Annotated in this window: 20 protein-coding genes; 16 read left to right on the forward strand and 4 right to left on the reverse strand. The window is 67.4% G+C overall.

Annotated elements, in window-relative coordinates:
- Positions 1–9: 9 nt before the first annotated feature.
- The 5 genes from RCP80_RS23265 (at position 10) to RCP80_RS23285 (ending at position 6,089) form a co-directional block, all read left to right on the forward strand.
- Complete coding sequence (locus RCP80_RS23265; protein WP_308482995.1) at positions 10–546, forward strand: hypothetical protein; 537 nt, start codon at positions 10–12, stop codon at positions 544–546.
- A gap of 107 nt (positions 547–653) precedes the next feature.
- Positions 654–2,093: a PepSY-associated TM helix domain-containing protein gene (locus tag RCP80_RS23270; RefSeq protein ID WP_308479926.1), complete on the forward strand. Its 1,440-nt coding sequence runs from the start codon at positions 654–656 to the stop codon at positions 2,091–2,093.
- 14 nt (positions 2,094–2,107) lie between these two features.
- Positions 2,108–3,676: an acyl-CoA carboxylase subunit beta gene (locus RCP80_RS23275; protein WP_308479927.1), complete on the forward strand. Its 1,569-nt coding sequence runs from the start codon at positions 2,108–2,110 to the stop codon at positions 3,674–3,676.
- Positions 3,677–3,733: 57 nt separating this feature from the next.
- Positions 3,734–4,930 (forward strand): acyl-CoA dehydrogenase family protein, encoded by a 1,197-nt coding sequence (locus tag RCP80_RS23280; protein WP_308479928.1) that lies wholly within the window; start codon positions 3,734–3,736, stop codon positions 4,928–4,930.
- On the forward strand, positions 4,893–6,089 hold the full coding sequence (locus tag RCP80_RS23285) for an acyl-CoA dehydrogenase family protein (protein WP_308482996.1): 1,197 nt from the start codon (positions 4,893–4,895) through the stop codon (positions 6,087–6,089). The genes RCP80_RS23280 and RCP80_RS23285 overlap by 38 nt, the downstream gene beginning before the upstream one ends.
- Positions 6,090–6,191: 102 nt before the next feature.
- Here RCP80_RS23285 and RCP80_RS23290 read toward each other — a convergent pair whose 3' ends face one another.
- Genes RCP80_RS23290 through RCP80_RS23300 form a run of 3 tightly spaced genes read right to left on the reverse strand, consistent with a single transcriptional unit; the run spans position 6,192 to position 9,044 of the window.
- Positions 6,192–7,400: a cytochrome P450 gene (locus RCP80_RS23290; RefSeq protein WP_308479929.1), complete on the reverse strand. Its 1,209-nt coding sequence runs from the start codon at positions 7,398–7,400 to the stop codon at positions 6,192–6,194.
- Between the two features lie 36 nt (positions 7,401–7,436).
- The gene (locus RCP80_RS23295; RefSeq protein ID WP_308479930.1) at positions 7,437–7,853 is read right to left on the reverse strand and encodes a VOC family protein; all 417 of its coding nucleotides are present in this window, start codon (positions 7,851–7,853) and stop codon (positions 7,437–7,439) included.
- Positions 7,854–7,865: 12 nt separating this feature from the next.
- Positions 7,866–9,044: a cytochrome P450 gene (locus tag RCP80_RS23300; RefSeq protein WP_308479931.1), complete on the reverse strand. Its 1,179-nt coding sequence runs from the start codon at positions 9,042–9,044 to the stop codon at positions 7,866–7,868.
- A 349-nt stretch (positions 9,045–9,393) separates the two neighbouring features.
- Between RCP80_RS23300 and RCP80_RS23305 the strand changes: the two genes are divergently transcribed.
- Positions 9,394–10,320 (forward strand): SDR family NAD(P)-dependent oxidoreductase, encoded by a 927-nt coding sequence (locus RCP80_RS23305; protein ID WP_308479932.1) that lies wholly within the window; start codon positions 9,394–9,396, stop codon positions 10,318–10,320.
- Between the two features lie 29 nt (positions 10,321–10,349).
- On the opposite strand, the gene RCP80_RS23310 is transcribed toward RCP80_RS23305, so the two are convergent.
- Positions 10,350–10,994 carry a TetR/AcrR family transcriptional regulator gene (locus tag RCP80_RS23310; protein ID WP_308479933.1) on the reverse strand — a complete coding sequence of 215 codons (645 nt, stop codon included), beginning with the start codon at positions 10,992–10,994 and terminating at the stop codon, positions 10,350–10,352.
- Positions 10,995–11,179: 185 nt separating this feature from the next.
- Between RCP80_RS23310 and RCP80_RS23315 the strand changes: the two genes are divergently transcribed.
- The 10 genes from RCP80_RS23315 to RCP80_RS23360 all read left to right on the forward strand — a co-directional run bounded on the left by RCP80_RS23315 (position 11,180) and on the right by RCP80_RS23360 (position 21,508).
- A complete protein-coding gene (locus RCP80_RS23315) occupies positions 11,180–12,589 on the forward strand; it encodes an amidohydrolase family protein (RefSeq protein WP_308479934.1) in 1,410 nt (469 codons plus the stop codon).
- 64 nt (positions 12,590–12,653) lie between these two features.
- A complete protein-coding gene (locus RCP80_RS23320; RefSeq protein WP_308479935.1) occupies positions 12,654–13,508 on the forward strand; it encodes a phytanoyl-CoA dioxygenase family protein in 855 nt (284 codons plus the stop codon).
- A gap of 49 nt (positions 13,509–13,557) precedes the next feature.
- Entirely contained in the window at positions 13,558–14,091 is a 534-nt protein-coding gene (locus RCP80_RS23325; protein WP_308479936.1) for a VOC family protein, read from the forward strand.
- Positions 14,092–14,130: 39 nt separating this feature from the next.
- On the forward strand, positions 14,131–15,786 hold the full coding sequence (locus RCP80_RS23330) for a class I adenylate-forming enzyme family protein (protein WP_308479937.1): 1,656 nt from the start codon (positions 14,131–14,133) through the stop codon (positions 15,784–15,786).
- A 52-nt stretch (positions 15,787–15,838) separates the two neighbouring features.
- Positions 15,839–16,828, forward strand: coding sequence for an enoyl-CoA hydratase/isomerase family protein (locus RCP80_RS23335; RefSeq protein ID WP_308479938.1), 990 nt, complete (start codon positions 15,839–15,841; stop codon positions 16,826–16,828).
- A gap of 15 nt (positions 16,829–16,843) precedes the next feature.
- The gene (locus RCP80_RS23340; protein WP_308479939.1) at positions 16,844–18,151 is read left to right on the forward strand and encodes an amidohydrolase family protein; all 1,308 of its coding nucleotides are present in this window, start codon (positions 16,844–16,846) and stop codon (positions 18,149–18,151) included.
- Positions 18,152–18,173: 22 nt separating this feature from the next.
- Complete coding sequence (locus RCP80_RS23345) at positions 18,174–18,926, forward strand: SDR family oxidoreductase (RefSeq protein WP_308479940.1); 753 nt, start codon at positions 18,174–18,176, stop codon at positions 18,924–18,926.
- Positions 18,927–19,010: 84 nt separating this feature from the next.
- Positions 19,011–20,204 carry a cytochrome P450 gene (locus RCP80_RS23350; RefSeq protein ID WP_308482997.1) on the forward strand — a complete coding sequence of 398 codons (1,194 nt, stop codon included), beginning with the start codon at positions 19,011–19,013 and terminating at the stop codon, positions 20,202–20,204.
- Positions 20,205–20,307: 103 nt separating this feature from the next.
- Positions 20,308–20,664, forward strand: a complete 357-nt coding sequence (locus tag RCP80_RS23355) for a limonene-1,2-epoxide hydrolase family protein (RefSeq protein WP_308479941.1) — start codon at positions 20,308–20,310, stop codon at positions 20,662–20,664.
- A gap of 31 nt (positions 20,665–20,695) precedes the next feature.
- Complete coding sequence (locus RCP80_RS23360) at positions 20,696–21,508, forward strand: acyl-CoA thioesterase (protein WP_308479942.1); 813 nt, start codon at positions 20,696–20,698, stop codon at positions 21,506–21,508.
- Positions 21,509–21,511 lie beyond the last annotated feature (3 nt).

Consider the following 21,511-nt stretch of genomic DNA (forward strand, 5'->3'; position numbering starts at 1 on the left):
CGGGTGAGCATGCCGTCCGCGCGCGCCCGCCGCCCGCGCGGCGCGTTGATCGGTGGCTGTTCCGCGCTGGTCACCGCGGCCGCGCACGCGGGCGCCGGCGGTGGGCTGCCGGGCGGCGGCACCCTGATGGTGCTCGCCCTCGTCTCGATCACCATCGGTGTCAGCGCCGGCCGGTTCCGGATCGAGGATCGGCGCGGCCAGGTCGGCGCGCTCGTCGCCGCGCTGCTGGCCGCCCAGGCGCTCGGCCACCTGACGCTGGCGTTGACCGCCGGCCATGCGCATGAGTCCCTGCTGCCGTCGGTGCCGATGCTGCTGTTCCATACCGCCGCCGCGGTCGGACTCGCCGTGCTCATCGCGGCGGTCGAGCATCTCTACGCGGTGTGCGAATCGGTGCTCTGCTGGCTTCGGCTGTTCCTGGTCGGACGAACCCGGCCCGCCGTCAGACCACGCCGATTCCGTGCGACCGATGTTGTCGCACAACCGATTCTGTCGTATTGCGGGTTGGGCATGCGCGCCCCGCCCGGTCTCGCGTCGCACGGCGCCTAGCGCCGCTCCCCACCGCCCCCGGCCCCGCCCGGCGGGCATTCCAGGGCACCGCAACCGAACCGTCGGTTCGGTTGCGCCCTCCTCTTCGACGCAGACGAAAGCGCACCATGACCACTACCCAACCCGAAACACCACCCCCGAACGACGAGGTCCTCGCCTCCGAACCGAACCGGCGTCCACCCGGCTTTGCCGCGCTGCTGCGCCGGTTGCATTTCTACGCCGGCGTGTTCATCGGCCCGTTCATCCTGATCGCGGCGGTGACCGGCCTGCTGTATGCCCTGATCCCCCAGATCGACACCGTTGTGCACCGTGAGCAGTTGACCGTCGACCGGGTCGGCGATCAGCGCCTCCCGTTGGCCGACCAACTCGCCGCCGCCCGCCTCGCGTACCCCGAGGGCGCGGTGGAAAGCATCCGGCCACCGGCGGCGCCCGACGAGACGACCTGGGTCACCCTCGCCGTCGACGACGTTCCGCCGGATTACGCCCGCACGGTGTTCGTCGACCCGTACAGCGGCGAGGTCCGCGGCGCGCTGACCACCTACGGCCAATGGTTGCCCGTGCGAGCCTGGTTCGACGAACTGCACCGCAACCTGCACCTGGACGCCGTGGGTCGCCATTACAGCGAACTGGCCGCGAGCTGGCTGTGGATCACCGCGCTCGCCGGGCTGTGGTTATGGATCGGGCATCGTCGTCAGACCGGATCCTGGCGTCGCATCGCGGTCCCCGACCGCACCGGCAGGGGGCGACGACGGACCCGGTCCTGGCACGCCGCGATCGGGGTGTGGATTCTGGTGGGTCTGCTCGGCCTCTCGGTCACCGGTATCACCTGGTCCCGGTACGGCGGGGCGTCGATCGACGCGGTGCAGCAGGCGTTGCACACCACCGCGCCCGCGGTCGACACCACCCTGACCGCCAACGGACCTGCCCCGGCGGCCGGGGCGCACTCCCATCACGGTGAATCCGTAAGCGCGGGAGTCGATTTCCTGAACGGCGCCGATCACGCGTTGCATGCCGCGCACGGCGCGGGCCTGACGGAACCGATGTGGATGTACCCGCCGGGCAACAGCGCGGAGGGCTGGCTGGTCGCCGAGAACAAGCGGGACTGGCCGACCCGCAACGACGCGATCTCGGTGGACCCGGACACCGGGGCGATCACCGACCGCGTCGACTTCGCGCAGTGGCCGTTCCTGGCCAAGCTCACCCGCTGGTCCATCGACACCCACATGGGGATCCTGTTCGGGGTGCCCAATCAAATTGTGTTGGCGCTCACGGCAATCGGATTGATCTTCCTGATCATCCACGGCTACCGGATGTGGTGGCAGCGCCGCCCGACGCGTGGGTCGGCGTGGTCCGCCGGCCGGCCCCCGCTGCGGGGCGCGATCCGGAGCCTGTCACCGGTGGCGGCCGTCGCGCTGGTGGTCGCGGCCGCCGCGGTGGGCTGGTTCCTGCCGCTGTTCGGGCTGAGCCTGCTTGCGTTCGTCGTCGTCGATGCGATCATCGGTGTCGTCAAGCGCAATCGCCGCGCTCAACCGGCGGCGGCGGACTAGCGACAGGAGCGGCGATGCCCGACGGCGGACTACCGGACGATCATGTGGAGTTGCTCCGCCGTCGGGCACTCACCGAGGACCAGGCCCGACCCGAGGCGGTGCAGCGCCGCCACGGCGCCGGTGCCCGCACCGCCCGGGAGAACATCGCCGACCTGGTCGACCCCGGATCCTTCGTCGAATACGGCCGATTCGCGATCGCCGCGCAACGACAGCGGCGGCCCGTCGACGAACTGATCGAACGGACCCCGGCCGACGGGCTGGTGGCCGGCACGGCGCGGGTCAACGGCGAGCTGTTCGGGCCGCGGCGCAGCGCCTGCGCGGTGCTGTCCTACGACTACACCGTGCTGGCCGGCACCCAGGGCGTGTTCGGGCACCGCAAGAAGGACCGACTCTTCGACCTGATCGAGCGGATGCGATTGCCGACGGTGTTCTTCGCCGAGGGCGGCGGCGGACGTCCCGGCGACACCGACTATCCGACGGTCTCCTCGCTGGAGGTCCGCGCGTTCAAGCTGTGGGCGGCGCTGTCGGGGCTGGTTCCGCGCATCGCGGTGGTCAAGGGCCGCTGTTTTGCCGGCAACGCCGTCATCGCGGGATCCGCCGATCTGATCGTGGCCACCGCCGACACGTCCATCGGGATGGGCGGCCCGGCGATGATCGCCGGCGGCGGCCTCGGCGACGTGGCCCCCGATGACGTCGGCCCGATCTCGGTGCAGGAACCCAACGGCGTCGTGGACGTGGTGGTGGCCGATGAGGCCGAGGCGGTCGCGGTCACCAAGCGGTTGCTGTCCTATTTCCAGGGTGTCACCGAACCCGGCCCGGCCGCCGACCAAACCGGTTTGCGCACAATACTTCCCGAACGCGCCCGGCGGGCCTACCTGGTCGACCCGATCATCACCACCCTCGCCGACCAGGACTCGGTGACGTTTCTGCGGCCCCGGTTCGCGCCCGAGTTGGTGACCGCGCTGGCGCGCATCGAGGGCCGTCCGGTCGGGATCATCGCCAACAACACCCGGGTGATGGCGGGGGCGATCACCGCGGCGGCCGCCGACAAGGCCGCGCGCTTCCTGCAACTGTGCGATGCCTTCGACCTGCCGGTGGTGTCCCTGGTGGACTGTCCGGGTTTCATGGTCGGCCCGGACGCCGAGGCGCAGGCCCTGGTCCGGCGCGCGTCCCGGATGCTGGTGGCCGGCGCCGCGCTGGAGGTGCCGCTGATCGCAGTGATCCTGCGCCGCGGCTACGGCCTGGGTGCGCAGGCGATGACCGGCGGCAGCCTGCAGGAACCGCTGCTGACGGTGGCCTGGCCGGGTGCCCACCTCGGGCCGATGGGGCTCGAGGGTGCGGTGCGCCTGGGACTGCGCAAGGAACTCGAGGCCATCGCGGACCCCGCCGAACGCGAGGACCGGGTGCGGCAGGCCACCGAGGCGGCGCAGGACAACGCCAAGGCGCTCAACGCCGCGCAACTCTTCGAGATCGACGACGTCATCGACCCCGCCGAGACCCGCGCGCTGATTGCGGCGACGCTGAACGCCGCCGCGCTGCACGAGCGCGGCCCGCGCCGGCCCAGGTTCGTCGACACCTGGTAGGACCCGAATCACACCCCGCCCTATCTTGACGGGTGTCTGTTCCATATCGTGGCTCACATGAGCACCGCTGCTGATTCCGAACGGGTCGCCGACCTTGCCCGGCAGGTCCTCGCCGACCACGACCCGAAATCCGTTCCCATCCCCGACTACCTCGGCGCCTGCTACGACGCCGGGCTGGCGTGGGTGCACTTCCCCGAAGGCCAGGGCGGGCTCGGCGTCTCGCGCGGCCTGCAGGCCGTGGCCGACGGGATCCTGCAGGGCGCCGGCGGTCCGGTTCCGCTGAGCCTGAACCCGATGGGCTACGGCATGGCCGCGCCCACCATCCGCGAGCATGCGCAGTCCGACGACCTCAAGAAGTCCTGGCTGCGGCCGCTGGCCACCACCGAGGACATCTGGTGCCAGCTGTTCTCCGAGCCCGGCGCGGGTTCGGACCTGGCCGGCCTGGCCACCTCCGCGGTGGTCGACGGTGACGACTGGGTGATCAACGGCCAGAAGGTGTGGACCAGCCTGGCGCACCGGGCCCGGTGGGGCCTGTTGCTGGCGCGCTCCAATCCGGACGTGCCCAAGCACAAGGGCCTCACCTACTTCGTCGTTGACATGCACGGCCCCGGCGTGGAGACCCGTCCGCTGCGCCAGCTGACCGGCCAAGCCGAGTTCAACGAGGTCTACTTCACCGACGCCCGGATTCCCGACGCCCACCGTCTCGGCGCCGTCGGCAACGGCTGGGGCGTGGCGATGACCACCCTGATGAACGAACGCAGCGCCCTCGGCGGCAGCGGCAGCCGGCGCGGCGCCGGGACCATCTCCGATGCGGTCGCGTTGTGGGCCGCGCGGCCCGAGTTGCGCACCCCGGTGTTGCGCGATCAACTGACCCAGCTGTGGCTGCGGTCCGAGGCGCAGCGCCTGACCGCGGAGCGCTCGCGCGCCACCGCCGGGGTCGGCGGGCCGGGCCCCGAGGGGTCGATCGGCAAGCTGGTCGGCGCCGAGCTGAATCAGCACATCTACCAGTGGTGCATGGATCTGCTTGGGCCCGAAGGCATTCTGTACCACAACTACAACCTGTTGGACGAGCGGGATTCCGAGGCCGACTGGCGCGGACCGGTTCAGCAGCGGTTCCTGCGCAGCCGCGCCAACACCATCGAAGGCGGCACGTCGGACGTGATGCGCAACATTCTCGGCGAGCGGGTCCTGGGCCTGCCGGGCGACCTGCGTGCCGATGCCGGCATGCCCTGGAAGGAGATCCCCCGTGGCTGAGTTCACGTTCACCACCGAGCAGCAGGAGCTGCGCAACGCGGTGCGCAAGTTCGCCGCCGACAACTTCGACGAGGCCACGGTGCGGCGGCTGATGGAGTCCGATCCGACCTTCGACCCGAAGGTGTGGGCCCGGCTCGGTGCCGAACTCGGCGTGCTGGGCCTGGCCGTTCCCGAGTCGGCCGGTGGGGTCGGTGGCACGCTCGTCGACCAGGCGGTCGCGGTCGAGGAACTGGGCGCCGCATTGGCCTGCGGTCCGCTGTTCGGCACCGTGTACCTGGCCATTCCGGCCTTGGTGGCCGCCTCCGCTGGGGCGGCGCGCGACGAGCTGCTGCCCGAGCTGATCGAGGGTCGCAAGACCGCGGCGTTCGCGGTCGGCGACCACGGCGGGGCCTTCGCTGCCGCGCAGGTCCCGTTGACCGCGGTAGCCACCGGTGACGGTGTCGCGATCACCGGCACTGCTGACCGGGTCGTCGATGCCGGCGCCGCCGATGTACTGCTGGTCGCGGCAACCGGACCCGACGGCGTGGGCCTGTACGCGGTCGAGGCCGCCGGCCCCGGGGTGCAACGCACGAATCTGGTCACCCTGGATCTGACCCGTCCCCAAGCCACCGTCGAATTCCACGAGGCCCCAGCACAATTGGTCTCCGCCGCCGACGAGGCCGAACGCGTCATCAACCACGCGCTGCAGGTGGGGTCGGTGCTGCTGGCCGTCGAGCAGGTCGGCGCCAGCCAGCACCTGCTCGACATCGCGGTGGACTACGCCAAGACCCGGTTGCAGTTCGGCCGGCCGATCGGCTCCTTCCAGGCCGTCAAGCATCGGTTGGCCGATCTGCTGGTCGACGTCGAGCACGCCAGATCGACTGCCTACCACGCAGTCTGGGCGCTGACCGACGGCAGCGACGACCCGGCGCTCGCAGCCAGCATCGCGCAGGCCGTCGGATCGGAGGCGTTCAGTCGCGTCGCCCGCGACACCATCCAGACGCTCGGCGGCATCGGGTTCACGTGGGAGCATCAGACGCACTTGTACTTCAAGCGCGCCACCACCGATGCGGCACTGTTGGGTTCGGCCGAACAGCATCGCTCACGGGTGGCCGATATGGTGCTCGACACCGCAGCCGCGGACCGCGTTCCGGATGTGGCGGTGGGCGTCCCCGGCTGAGTCCGCGGGGGCCACCCCCCAATAGCGCGAGCGCTCACTGGGGTACGGAATCCGCACGATTTCTGTACCCCAGTGGCCGCTCGCGCTGGTGTTGGGAGGTGCCTACCTTCGCAGGACCTGCACGGGCACCCGGTTGTATCCCGCGACGTTCTGCATCTGAACCCGCGCCAGGCGATCCCACTGCACCTCGTAGCGCGGCATGAAATCGAGCAGCCGCTCCAGCGCGATCGTGGTCTCGAGCCTGGCCAGCGCCGCCCCGAGGCAGCTGTGGATCCCGTAGCCGAAACCCAGGTTCTGCGCCTCGCTGCGATCGCGGTCGATGTCGAAGACGTGCGCGTCGGTGAACGCCCGCGGATCCCGATTGGCCGCCGCCTTCATCAGGAACACCGGTTTGCCCGCCGGAATGGTGACGCCGTGCAGATGCGCCTCTTTCAGCGTGTACCGCACGTTGTAATGCACCGGACCGTCGAAGCGCAGCATCTCCTCGACCGCGGCCGGCACCTTGGTGCGGTCATCAAGCAGCTTCTGCCACTGCTCGGGGTTCTTGGCGAAGGTCACCATCGCGTTGCCGATCAGCTTGGTGACGGTCTCGGCGCCGGCCCCGCCCAGGAGTGCGGTGAACCCGGCGACCTCGATGTCGTCGAGGGTCCGGACCTGACCGTCCTCGCCCACGATCTCGGCGGTGATCAGCCGGCTGATCATGTCGTCCTGCGGGTTGGCCCGACGCTCCAGAGCCAGCTGGTAGTAGTACGTGCCCGATTCGATGGCCGCCTGCGTGCCGGCCTCGGTGAAGCCCATGTTGCCGGGTTCGCGGGCCAGTGAAATGTCGATCCACTCCCGCACCCGCTGGCGATAATCCTCGGGCACGCCGGCCATCCGGGTGATGACCTCCACCGGGAACGGGCCGGAGAAGTCCTGCACGACGTCGAAGTTGTCGGGATCGGCCTGACTCAGGTAGTGATCGATCAACTCCTCGACCGTCGCGCGCTGCGACTGGATCGCACGCGGGGTGAACGCCTTGTTCACCAGGCTGCGCATCACGCGGTGATCCGGCGGATCCATGAAGATGATCACCTTCGCCTGCGGGCCGTCGCCGGCCTGCACGGTCGCCAGGTCGCAACCCTGCGACGAGGAGTAGGTCTCGTGGTCCTTCAGTGCGGCCGCGACATCGGCGTGCCGGGTCAACGCGAAGAAATCGAGTTCCTCGCTGTGATAAACCGGGGCATCGTCCTGCATCCGCAGGTAGATGTCATAGGGATCGGTGAAGTACTCGTCGGAGAACGGGTCGAAAACTACCTGCGGCTTGGTCATGGATCTTTCTCGAGTTGACGGGGTGAAACGCACCGGTCAGCCGACCGGTTTGGCCTTGCGTTCGAATGCGTCCCGGTCTTCCTGCGGGCGCAGCGGATTCAGGGCGTAGACGACACAGAATTGCTTTCCGGCCGGATCGGCCATGATCACCCACTTTCCCGGATGGTCCACGAAGGAGTCGTCGACCACCGTCGCGCCCAGGCCTTTGAGTCGTTCCACCTCGGCTTCCAGATCGTCGGTGTGGATATCGAAGTGCACACCGGCCTGACCCGAGTGCGCGTTCTGGACCACCACCCGGTAGTCGTCCGAAGCGCCTTCGAGGATCCGGTAATCGCGGCCACCGCGCGGCCGGAACGCTTCGGCGTCGAGCGCCCCGGCCCAGAATTCGGTCGTCTTCTCGAAGACATCCGACGGCGCATCGATCAGGAAGGTGCTGAGCAGTATGCGATGCATGTGGTCCTCGGGTCAGGGGACGAAGGTGGGCATGGCGGCCCAGCCGCGTACGGCGGCGGTCTCCGACGGAGCCGCGTTGGCCCAGTCGACCTCCCACTCGGGGAAGCGCTTGAGAATCTCTTCCATGGCGATGCGAAGCTCCAGCCGAGCCAGCGCGTTACCCATGCAGAAGTGAGTACCCGCACCAAAGGTCATGTGTGCGCGCTGTTCCCGATGGATATCGAAGACATCACCGTTCGGGAACCGCCGCGGGTCCCGGTTGGCCGCGCCGACCAGCAGCAGCATCGCCGAACCCTCCGGCACGGTTTGGCCGTAGTACTCGACGTCGCGGGTGACGTAGCGCGCGAGCTGCAGCGCCGGCGGCTCCCAGCGCAGGATCTCCTCCATCGCCTGGGGAATCAGGCTCGGATTCTGCACGAGGTCGCGACGCTGATCCGGAACCTCGGCCAATGTCTTGCCGGCCCAGCCCAGCATCCGGGTGGTGGTCTCGGAGCCCGCCGTCGCGATCACCGTCAAGTACAGCAGGAGCTCATCTCGGCGCAGTTTGCGCACCGTGCCGGTCTCGTCCTCGAACTCAGCGTTCAGCAGTTCGGTCATGATGTCATCGGAGGGGTTCTCGATGCGCCAGTCGACGAACTCCGCAAACACCTCACCGGTGGCCAACGAATCGACCTTGTCCTTCTTGAGCGTCTCCTCACCGTGGTCGGTGATGGCCTGCTGCCGGTCTTCCGGTATACCGAGCAACATGCCGATCACCCGCATCGGCATCTGTTCGCCGAGGTCGTTGACGAAATCGAACTTCCCCGTCCCCACCACTGGGTCCAGGCATCGGGTGGTGAACTCGCGGATTTGCGGCTCGAGGGCCAGCACCTTGCGCGGGGTGAATACCCGCGACAGCAGGTTGCGGTGGATGTTGTGGATCGGCGGGTCCTCGAAGATCAAGGTGCCGGGCGGCATCTCCATCCCCGATTTGATGAGCTCCAGCAAAGCCCCGCGACCCGAGATGAAGGTCTCGTGGTCGATGACGCCCTTGTTGACGTCGTCCCAGCGACTCAGCGCATAGAAGTCGTGCTGCTCGTTGTAGTAAAGGGGGGCCTCTTCCCTGAACCGGGCGAACACCGGATAGGGATCCATGTTGAGCTCGATGTTGTACGGGTCGTAGTACATATCGGCCGCGGTGGGTGCAGTCATGAGATCGTCTCCAAGAAGTGGGCAGGCGGAAGTTACTGCGGGGAAATCGGGTTGGCTGCGGGCACGGCGATCTCCTGAACGCGATGATGTGCTGGGCACCTGCTTAGCAGACGCGTTGTCCCCTGGTCAAGGCTTGCTCGCAAATTTGGCGCCGACAGCCCGGTAGCGCCGGCGCGCGCGCAAAACATCGGTGCGGTTACCGCGCTGTCGACGAAACATCCAGTAGTACAGGCGTTTCCGGCCGGCACGTCGCTCACCGATCGAGCCGATTGCGTGCGCCGGGGCGCGCGGTGGGCAATCGAGGGAGTAGTGTCGCGGACCAGTTCGATTCACAGCGGAGGGAAAAGTCATGTCTGAGTTGCGCTTTGATGGCCGGGTAGCCATCGTGACCGGCGCCGGCCGTGGGATCGGGCGTGGTCACGCGCTATTGCTGGCCCAAAAGGGCGCCCGGGTCGTCGTCGCCGACTACGGTGTCGACCCCGCGGGCAACGGGACGTCCTCGGCCCCCGCCGACCAGGTGGTGCAGGAGATCAAAGACCTCGGCGGCGACGCCGTCGCGTGTTGCGCCTCGGTGGCCGAAGAGGTTTCGGCGACGTCGATCGTCGAGACGGCGATCGAGGCCTTCGGACGGCTGGACATCGTGGTGAACAACGCGGGCATCCACGACCCCGCGAACTTCGATGAGCTGTCGATCGAACAGTTCCGAGCCATGCTTGACGTGCACTTTTACGGGGCGCTGTACGTGATCCGGGCCGCCTGGCCCCATTTCGTCTCCGCCGGATACGGCCGCATTGTCAACACCGTCTCCGAGGCCATGCTCGGCGGCGTTTCGGGGCTGACCAGCTACGCCTCGGCCAAGGGTGCCGTCTACGGGCTGACCCGAAACCTCGCCACCGAGGGCCTGCCCGCGGGCATCCGGGTCAATGCCGTTGCGCCCCGGGCCTACACGCGGTTATCGGCCGATCATTGCGACAGCCTCTCGCACCTGTACGGGATGTCCGAAGACAAGATTCAGCAGGTCAACGCCAGCATGCCGCCCGAGTTGTGCGCCCCGGCGGTCGCCTACTTGGCGCATCAGGACTGCCGGCTCAACGGCGAGGTGCTTCAGGTCGGAATGGGCGGCGTCGCCCGGATGGCCTTCATCGCGACGAAGGGTTTGCGCGAGGCCGCGCTGACCGCGGAAAGCATCGCCGACAACATCGACACCGTGCTCAGCATCGACCGCGCCCAGGTCCCGTCAACCGACGACATCTTCAGTCCGCTGCGGGCAAAGTAGCACTGCCCGAACGCGTTTGAACAGCGCGTTCAACCCTCGGTAAGCCGTGGTCGCTGTCCGCTGAGCGACTGCGCGTGCTCGAGAATCCGCGTCCGGGTTCGCGGCTGCGCGACGGCCAACAGGCAGATGTCGAAGGCATGCAACGCGCCCGCGCGCAATCCGGCGTCGTCGAGTTCGCCGGCGGTCCATCGCCGCTGCAGGTGGAACAACACCATGGCGGCATGCTCGGCCAGCAGTTCCGGCGCAATATCGTCCCGCAGCGCGCCCGCCTTGGTCGCGGCGCCGATCTCCGAGACGATCAGATCCCAGCCCGTCCAGCGCACATTCACCACGTCGACCAGGCGATCGTCCATGACGACGGCACGGACCACGGCCTTGGGCACCTCGGCCGCGGTCTTGTCGATCGAGACGGCGATGGCCTCCCAGATCCGTTCGATCGGGTCGGTCGCCGAGAGGTGGTGGACCGCGACATCGATCGAGTCCAGCGACCGTTGGACCAGTGCGGTGAGCAGCCCGTCCTTGTCGCCGAAGTGGTTGTAGAGCGTGCGAACGCTGACGCCCGCCTCGGTGGCCAACCGCCGCATCGACAGTTGCTCGAGGCCGTGCGTCTCGATAAAGGCCCGCGCGGCGTCCAGGACCTGTCGACTCGTCCGCTCCTGAACCCGCGATTTCATAGCGAAAACCCTAGTCAATGCCTTGGGCGGGCCGATCGGCCCCCATTGATTGCCACATCGGGGCAAAAGTACAACACCGTTGCAAAAAGGGGCTCCGGTCGTCTAGCATTTCCCCAACGAACCGCCCAGAGCGCCGAGCCGCCGCGCCTCATCGGGCTCACATTTCGCCAGCACGAGGGGAAGACATGTCGCTAGATCAGTCGGAAACCGCCGGAGCCGTTCAGGCCGACCAGCGCTACGTCACGGTGTCGATCGACAGCCACGTCGGTCCGTCGGTCAAGGACCAGCTGCGCCCGTACTGCGACGCCAAACACCTCGACGACTTCGACCGTTTTGTCGCCGAGATGGAGAGCCAGGGACTGTTGTCCTGGCGGTCCTCGGAAGCGAAATCCGGTGACAAGCAAAGCTGGTCGCTGGGCAAGTCCCAGGCCGAGAAGGGCAAGGCTCGGGCCGAGAAGCTGGGACAAGCCGAGGCGGAGAAGTTCGGCAAGCAGGCGGGCATCCGCAACGCCGACCAGGTCGGAGCCCGGTTCCTGCAACGCAGCTACGAGCACAGCCTGGCCCCCGGACTGCAGGACCATGACGCGCGGATCGCCGACATGGACGAACAGGGTGTGGCCGCCGACGTCATCTTTCACGGCGGGCTCAACGGCCAGTCGATCCCGTTCTCGACCACGGGCCTGATCAGCTGGGGCGACACCGCCTACGACTATCTGGAGAAGGTCGGGGTCCGCATCTACAACCGCTGGTTGGCGGACTTCGTGTCCCTGGCCCCGGAACGGCATGCGGGCATCGCGCACATCCCGATCTCCGACCTCGACGCCTGTGCGAAGGAGGTCGAGTGGGCGGCCGAGGCCGGCCTGAAGGGCATCAACCTCCCGGCCCCGCGCGGCGACTTCCCGATGCTCAATGACCCTGCGTGGGAACCTCTTTGGGCAGCCTGCAACGAGACCGGCCTGTCGGTCAACACGCACGGCGGCGGCGGCGAACACTACCCCTACGAGGGGCAGGGCGCGCAGATGATGTACATGATGGAGACGCCGTTCCGCACCCGCCGCGGCCTGTGGGTGATGATCTTCAGCGGAGTCTTCGAGCGTTATCCGAACCTCAAGCTGGTACTCACCGAGCAGTGGGTGGACTGGGCGCCCGCGGCCATGGCCGACATGGACGGGCTGTACCACGGCCCCACCGGCGCCGCCATCCGCGCGAAGCTGCCCAAGCCGCCGTCGGAGTACTTCCGCCGGAACTGTTACATCGGAGCGAGTTTCATGTCCAACGCGGAGGCCAAGCTGTCCGTGGAGAACGACCTCGTCGACAACGTCATGTGGGGTGACGACTACCCGCACGCTGAGGGAACCTTCCCCGACACCCGCGAGGCCATGCGGTTCACGTTCTCCGACATCGACCCGAAGTACACGCAGAAGTTCCTCGGCGAGACGGCCCTCGATCTGTACGGCCTCGACCGCGAGAAACTCACCAAGGTCGCCGAGCGCATCGGCCCCACCGTCGGCGAGGTCGCGACCCCCTACACGCTGCCCGAAGACGCCGTCGTCGGTCTCTACGCGTTCCGGACCGGGCCGGGCATCTTCATCTGAGGCAGCCCCGCCGCTCACCCATCACCCGCCAATTCCGTTGCCTACGAGGAGATGACTACCCAACATGGATGACACCACCGGCCTGAAGTCGCCGTGCCGCTTGGTCACCGCGGATGAGGTCGCACATCTCCACGAGCATGGCTGGGTGAAGCTCAAGCGTTTCGTGGATCCCGACGTCCTGGCCCGGATGCTCGAGCTGGCCCAGGAGAAGATGGGCGAGGACGCCGACAGTAATCCGTTGAAGGCCGGCATGTCCCCCGCCGCCGAGGGCGAGGCCAAGGGTGCGCTGGCCTACTTCAACGCCGAGCGCAGCGGCGGCCTGGGCAGCCCGGTGCTACGGCCGCTCATCGACGAGATCGGCAAGAGCGCAACGCTGTTGCTGGGACGTCGGAGCAACGACGGGACGTCCGTCGGAACCCGGTACTACTCGGATTTCTTCGTCCCGAAGCTGCCGTCTACCAAGTCTTCTCGGCACGGCGGCAACGGCGCGACGGCCTTCCACCAGGACTACATCACCTTTGCCGTCGACCGCACCGGCGGCATGACGTTCTGGATCCCGCTCGAGCCGTACGGACCGCAAGCCGGAACCATGTCGTTCGTGAGCGGGTCCCATCGCCTCGGCGTCATGGGTGACTACACCACCTACGGCGGCGGTGACGCCCTGGGCGCCTTCCCGGAACTGCGCGATCTCGAGATGAGCGACCAGATGGACTACGAACTGGGCGACATCACCGTGCACACGCACCTGACCATTCACGGCGCCGGCGCCAACATGATGGACCGCCCCCGGTGGGGTTACCTGCTGGTGGTCCAGCCGGCCGACGTCTGCTGGAACGGCTCGCCATGCCCGAACTTCGACACCACCGAGATGGTGCCGTGGCAGGCGCTGAACGATGAGCGGTTCCCCGTGATCGGCTGAGCGGGGCACCGCCTGCGCACCGCCTGACCCGACCCCTAAGGACGCCTTCGTGACCATCGCCGCACCGCTTGTCAACCAGAATTTCATGCAGGTCTGCTGGGTTGTGCCCGACCTTCGAGCCGCCATTGAAAACTGGTCTCGCACCGCCGGGGTGGGTCCCTTCTTCTGGTTCGACGGTGTGGACTGCGTCGACGGACGACACCGCGGTGTCCCCGCCGCCTTCCCGGGGGTGACCGCGGCGATCGCCTACGCCGGTGATCTGCAGGTGGAACTCGTCTGCCAGGACAACGACGACCCGGGGGTGTTCCGGGACATGTTCGACCGCGGGCAATCGGGTTTGCACCACATGGCGTTGGTCTGCACCGACTACGAGTCCGAGCGCGACGCCTACCTCCGGGGCGGCGCCGAGCTTGCCTTCGAGGGCCGGGTGGGCAACAGCCGCACCTGCTGGGTCGACACCACCCCCACGCTCGGCTTCATGATCGAGTTGCTCGAGCCGAGTCCGGTGCGCGCGAAGGGGTTCGCCGCCATGCGGGCCGCCGCCGAATCCTGGGACGGCGTCGATCCCATCACCAGGTTCTGACATGGACCGCCCACGTCCACGAGACCAACGGTCCCACCGATGACCGGCACCGAACCACCGTCGACGTTTCCGCAATTGCTCGCCCGGATCGTCGCCGAGCGCGCCGACCACGATGCACTCCTGGTCGGCGCCGACGCGCTCAGCTACCGGGATCTCGATCAACGCACGAGCCTCCTGGCGCGCGCGCTGTTGGCGATCGGCGCCGGCAAGGGCACCCGGATCGCCGTGCTGGCGCCGGACAGCGTGGCGCTGCTCACGACCTTCTATGCCGCGCTGCGCATCGGCGCACTGGTCACCCCGATCAGCACGTTGACGACGCCGAGCGAACTGGCGCACATCGTCCGCACCAGTGATGCACAGATCCTGATCGGCGTGCGACGCTTCGGTTCTCGCGATTACGGGACCAATCTCGAAGCTGCGCTGCCAGGTCTTCGTCAAGCCGCGCGCGGTGCTCTGCGGCTGCCGGCCGCACCCTATCTGCGGTCGGTGTGGTTCGACGATCCGACCGGACTGCCGTGGGCCGGGTCGGTCGAGGATCTGCATCTGCACGCCGCGGGTCCGACGGCCCCGGATGCCGCGTTGCTCACCGCCGTCGAACGCGAGGTGGTCGACGGCGACGACGCCTTCGTGGTGTACACCTCGGGGAGCACCGCCACCCCGAAGGCCGTGGTGCACGGACAGTGGGCGGTGGCCCGCCAGCCGCCCGTCCTGGCCACCTACTTCGACGTGCAACGCAGTGACCGCACGTTGTCCCTGCTGCCGGCGTTCTGGATGGGTGGCATCTCGGCGGCGCTGCAAGTACTCAGCACCGGAAGCACTTTGGTGTACCCCACCAGCCCGGACGTCGACACGGTCCTGGACACCATCGAACGTCATCGCATCACCAACATCGTCATCTGGCACATGCTGACCAAGCTGCAGGCGACCGCCAAGGACCGCGGCATCGACCTCGACGAGATCAAGATCACGACAGGGCCGACCCGGGACGAGACCGGTGCGCCCATCCCCCGGCCCCTCCAGACCCGGATGCTCGGAATGTCGGAGAGCTTCGCGCCGCACAGCGCGGAGTCGGTGACCACGCGACTACCGGAGTCCAAGGCCGGCGCGGCCGGGCGCGCCGTCAACGGGATCGAGCGTCGGGTCGTCGATCCCGAGACCGGACAGGAAGTGGCCCCCGGCGAGGTCGGTGAGTTGCACCTGCGTGGCGGCGCGCTGATGACCGGCTTCTACAAGGTCCCCCGCAACGAGGTCTTCACCGCGGACGGGTTCTTCCCGACCAAGGATCTCGTCCGGATCGACGCCGACGGTTACGCATTCTTCGTCGGCCGGATCAGCGACATGATCAAGACCAACTCCGCCAACGTTTCTCGGCTCGAGGTCGAGGCGGCGCTCAACGCCCTGCCGCAGGTGGAGCTGTCCGTGGTCGCCGGCGTCCCCGATCCCGAACTCGGCGAACTCGTCGTCGCCGCGGTGGTCCGCGCCGAGGGCAGCGACGCAGGCGAGGCCGAACTCCAGGCGGCGCTGCGCGAGACCCTGTCCGGCTACAAGGTCCCCCGTCGCATCGTCTTCATCACCCACGATGACATCCCGAGGACGCCCACCGGGAAGGTGCGGCTCTCCGACTTGACCGACATGGTCGCAGCACACCTCGAGGCGCACGCGCGCCCGGATCACGCACATTCGGCAACCGGCTGAAATCGATGACCGACTTCGCCGTGGTGACGAAAACCGACAGGAGACGCAGCACATGACAGACCAAGCAGAACGCACGCCGGAGTCCAAGGCCAGTCCGTCGGCCGAAGAGATCGTGCTGTACGAGAAGGACCCGGAGACCAAGATCGCCACGATCACCTTGGATCGTGCCGACGAACTCAACGCGATGACCATCGATGCGCAGCACCGCTACGCCGACCTCATCCACTACGCGAGCATCGATGACGATGTGAAAGTTCTGGTGATCCGGGCGAACGGGCCCAACCTGGGCAGTGGCGCGGACCTTGCGGAACTGCTGGACACCATGGCCGGCCGTGGCGAGGGCACCATGAACCACGCCGTGCGGGTGCCCGAGGACGCCGATGTGGTGTACCCGCCGGAGGGCACCTACCGTCGCCGCGCGACCACGGTGCAGTACTACACCGACCCGAGCGCCGGGATGCGCAGCCTGCAGGACTTCAAGAAGATCAGCATCCTGGAGGTCCGCGGCTACTGCTACGGCTGGCACTTCTATCAGGCCGCCGACGCCGACATCGTAATCTCCTCGGAGGACGCCCTGTTCGGGCATGCGGCCTGGCGATACGCGGGATTCGCTGCGCGGCAATGGCAGTGGTGCAACACAATGGGCGCCCGCAAGTTCATGGAGATGGTGTTCACCGGGCGGCCGTTCACCGCAAAGGAGATGCACGACTGCAATTTCGTCAACGCGGTGGTGCCCTTCGACGAACTCGAAGCCATGACGGCGAAGTACGCACTGGCCTGTTCGCGCAGCCGGCCCACCGACACCGTGTTCGCGCAGAAGACGTTCTTCGAGATCTACAAGCAGCATCAGGGTGAGTACATGGGCAGCATCGTCGCGGGTCTGCTCGAGTCCACCCTCGATCAGTTGCAGCCGGACCCGCGCACCAACTCCATGGAACTCGACGAGGCGACCCTGGGCCGGCTCACCGACACGGTCCGCGACAACGACGGGCAATTCCCCCCGGACTGGCGGCTGAGCCGGCGGGGCCGGGCCGCAACATAGTTCGGAGGGCAACAAATGTTGGCAATCACCGAGGCCAAGGTCTTCGACGGCCGAAAACTGCTGCCGGGCAGGCACACCGTCACGGTCGAGGCGAACACGATAACGGCGATCGACGGGCCGGTCCCGGCCGAGTCGACGGTCATCGACGCCAGCGGTATGACGCTGATGCCGGGCCTGATCACCAGTCATCTGCATTCGGACTTCTTCAAGTTCAACATCGCCGACAGCGACCGACTGGGCAAGGAACGGCCGCCCGGTGTCCTGATGGCGATCGGCGTCCGTACCTGCCGGGTGCTGCTGGAGAGCGGGTTCACCGGCTATGCCGGGGCATCGTGCTCCAACGACATCGACGCCCAACTCAAGATGGCGATCGAAGAGGACATCATCCCGGGCCCGCGCATTCGCGCCTGCGGGCACCACATCGGCACCACCGGTGACATGAACAACGGCGGACGCTGGTGGAAGGCCTACCAGACCCCGGGCACCGACATCTGCGCCGACGGCCCGGATGCGTTGCGCACGTTGGTCCGCCAGGAGATCAACCGCGGCGCCGAGACCATCAAGATCTTTGCCAGTGCCGGTCACGGGCAACCCCATCGGACCACGCGCAACATGTCCCGCTCCGAGATCGCCTCGATCATCGAGACCGCCCACGAGCGCGGCGCCAAGGTGCGCGCGCACGTCGCCGACAAGGCGATGATCATGGAGTGCATCGAACTCGGTCTCGATGTCGTCGACCACGGCGACGAGATCGACGACGAGGTCATCGCGGCGATGGTCGAGGCCGGGACCTTCTGGGTGCCAAGCCTGATCTTCCTCAGGTGCGTTCTCGAACTCGGCTACGGCGACAGCATGGGCGTGCGACCGGAACAGTACGAGCACGTCCGCACCGTGCTCCCGGCCGCGCAGGCCGCCGGGGTTCGCATCCTGATCGGCGATGACTACAGCGGTGTGTTCCGCGACCTCATCGAGGACGACCCCCTGGACCACCAGGTCGGCAACTATGGCCGCGAGTTCGCCTACTACGGCCAGATCGACGGCCTGACACCGCAGGACGTGCTCAGTTGGGGCACCCACAACGCCGGCCAGTTCCTGGTGGACCCGCCCGCCCGGGTCGGCGTGATCGAACCCGGCGCACTGGCGGATCTGATCATCCTCGACGGCGATCCCACCGAGGACCTATCGCTGCTGGCCCGCCCGCGTCAGGCCTTGCGGGCCGTGATCCGCGACGGCGTCCCGGTCCTGAACCGGCCGGGCGGCAACCATTCCGAGCGACCGCATACCGAACTGGACAACCTGCTGGCACCGGTAGGACCGTCGTGACTTACCACAGAGATGAGCAACAGTGGCACCCGTAGAACCGCAGAAGGTCGCCTTCATCACCGGTGCGGCATCCGGCATCGGCCGCGCCGCCGCCGAGGCATTCGTCCGGCGCGGGTACGCCGTGGCGCTTGCCGATGTCGACGATGAGGCCGGCGCCAAGGTCGAGGCCGAACTCAGCGCCTGGGGTACCTGTACTTTCGTGCACTGTGACGTGACCGACGACGCCGGCGTGGCCGAGGCCGTCGCGCACACGGTCGCGGTGTACGGCCGCCTCGATGCGGCGTTCAATTCCGCCGGCGTGGACGGCGAACACGGCAAGCTGACCGCCGATTCCACCATGGCGAACTGGAATCGCGTGATCGCCGTCGACCTCACCGGGACGTGGTCGTGCATGCGGTATCAGATCCCGGCGATCATCGAGGCCGGCGGCGGCGCCATCGTCAACTGCGCCTCGGTCGCGGGTCTGCGGGCGGCCCCCACCGTGTCGGCATACACCGCCGCCAAGCACGGCGTCGTCGGCCTCACCAGGGTCGCCGCCCGCGAGTACGCGAGCCAGGGCCTGCGCGTGAACGCGATCTGCCCCGGCACCGTCGACACCCCGATGTTCCGCGAATCGATGTCCCCCGAGGTGATCGAGAACCTGCTCACCGCAGCACCTATCGGCCGTCTCGCCGAAGCCGGCGAGATCGCCGACATCGCGCTGTGGCTGTGCGCTGATGCCCCCGGCTTCCTGACCGGTCAGGCGATTGCCGTAGACGGCGGAATGGGGGCCTGAGCTTTGAGTCAGAACGCTACTGAGACAGCACAACCCGGTCTTGCCGGACCCATCGAAGGGAACAGCCCAGTGCCCACCGACCAGATGGCGCCCACCAGTGGCGTCAGCTACGACCCCTATGACCTCGACATCAACCGCGATCCCTACCCGACGTTCCGCAGGCTCCGGGACGAGGCGCCGCTGTACTACAACGAGCGCCACGACTTCTACGCCGTCAGCCGGTACGACGACGTCGCCAAGGGATTGGCCGACCGCAACACGTTCAAGTCCGGCCGCGGCAACATCCTCGAACTGATCAAGTCGGGTATCGAGATGCCGCCCGGCCTCGTGATCTACGAGGATGCGCCGACGCATGCCATCCATCGCAAACTGGTGTCGAAGATGTTCACCCCCAAGACGGTCGCCTCACTGGAGCCCAAGATCCGGGAGTTCACGGCGGCCTGCCTGGACCCGCTGGTGGGCCTGGATCGGTTCGACATCATCTCCGAGTTCGCCGCCCAGATGCCGATGCGGGTGATCGGAATGCTGCTCGGCATCCCGGAAGAGGACCAGGAACACATCCGGGACCGCAGCGATGCCAATCTGCGGGTAAAACCCGGAAAGGCCATGAAGTTCAAGGAGAACAGCCTGGTGCGCGGTGGCGTGTTCGCCGAGTACCTCGACTGGCGGGTGGACAACCCGTCCGACGACATCATGAGCGAACTCCTGCACCTCGAATTCGTCGACGAGACCGGCACGCAACGGCGCCTGACCCGTGCGGAGATCCTGGCCTACGTACAGGTCGTTGCCGGCGCCGGCAACGAAACCACCACGCGCTTGATCAGTTGGATGGCCAAGGTACTTGCCGAGCATCCCGATCAACGACGCCAACTCGTCGAGGACCCGGCGTTGATTCCCAACGCCGTCGAGGAGATCCTGCGCTACGAACCGCCCGCCCCGCATATCGGCCGATACGTCGCCGCGGATGCCGAGTTCCACGGTCAGACCGTTCCGGCGGGCAGCGCAATACTTTTCGTGGCCGGCGCGGCCAACCGCGACGACCGGGTGTACGACGACCCCGACCGCTTCGATATCCATCGCAAGATTCCCTCGCTGCTCACCTTCGGCATCGGCGCCCACTTCTGTCTGGGGGCGGCACTAACGCGCCTCGAGGGTCGCATCGCGTTGGAGGAGATGCTCATTCGGTTCCCGGAATGGGATGTCGATCTCGACGCCGCGGAGATGTCCCCGACGTCTACGGTTCGGGGGTGGGACTGCCTGCCGCTGACCGTGTCGTGACATCTGGTGTGTAGAACCGGGATTCGCCAGTGCAAGCGATTCCGGGATACCCACCGTCGTGCTAACTTGATTTTCGAATTCATAACTGGGACAAGGGGTAATGATGACCGCCGAGGAAGTAGTGCGCGCCGAGATCGCCGCATGGGGCCGCAATGACGTCGACGAAGTCATGAGCCACTTCGCTGACGACGCCACCTTTTTCATCGGGCCCGAGTATCCGGAGCTTTCCGGACGCGAGGCGATCCAGCAGATCATGAAGGCGTTCTTCGCCCGTGGAAAGTGTGTGGACCTCGAGATCCGCCACCTGGCCGTCACCGGCAACGTCGTGCTGATGGAGCGTTTCGATCACTGGATCGTCGAGGGCAAGCAGAAGAGCTGGCCGGTCATGGGCGCCTATGAAGTAGTGGGCGACAAGATCACGGCCTGGCGCGAGTACTTCTTCACCCCGCCCGAGGACTGACCGCACAGACCGGGCGTGTACCATTCGGTCCATGCCGGCACCGCACCCTTTCGACGAAGCGCTGATCCTGAAGCCCGCCGCCGACGGAATGCTGCGCGGACATACCCACCCCGCGTGGGCCAACATGGTCGGCCCGTTCGGCGGCATCACCGCGGCCACCCTGCTCCGGGCGGTCGAGGAGCATCCCGAGCGACAGGGCGAACCGCGGGCCCTGACGGTCAACTACCTCGCCCCGATCGCCGACGGCGAGTTCACCATCGCCGCGCGTGCGGTACGCACCAACCGCACCAATCAGCATTGGCAGATCGAACTGTCCCAGGACGGTGCACCGCGCACGACCGCGACCGCGGTCTTCGGGATACCGCGGGCCACCTGGTCTGACACCGAACTGAGCGCGCCGACGGCCCCGGCCGCGGAAGACGTGCCCACCGCGGAGGCCCCGGACGGCGCCGTGATCTGGGTGGGGCAGTACGACATGCGGTTCGTCGAGGGTGCGATGCCGGGCCCCGGTGCCGGATCCAGCCCGTCGTCGACGACCACGCTCTGGGTACGGGATCGTCGGGGCCGAGGCATCGACCACGCCGGCGTGACCGCGTTGTGCGACATCTTCTATCCGCGGACCTTCCTGCGACAGGGCGGTCCCGGGCCCGCCGGAACGGTCACCATCACCGTCTACTTCCACGCCGGGGCCGGCGAACTGGCCGACTTGGGCGGTGATTTCGTGCTGGCCACCGCACGCGGCAACCGGTTTACGGCCGGTTACTTCGATCAGTCCGCCGAACTCTGGTCGCGGTCGGGAAACCTGCTGGCGACCACGCACCAGCTCGTGTACTTCAAGGGTTGACCG

The organism is Mycolicibacterium sp. MU0053 (assembly GCF_963378095.1).
In the GTDB taxonomy this organism is placed as follows: Bacteria; Actinomycetota; Actinomycetes; order Mycobacteriales; family Mycobacteriaceae; genus Mycobacterium; species Mycobacterium burgundiense.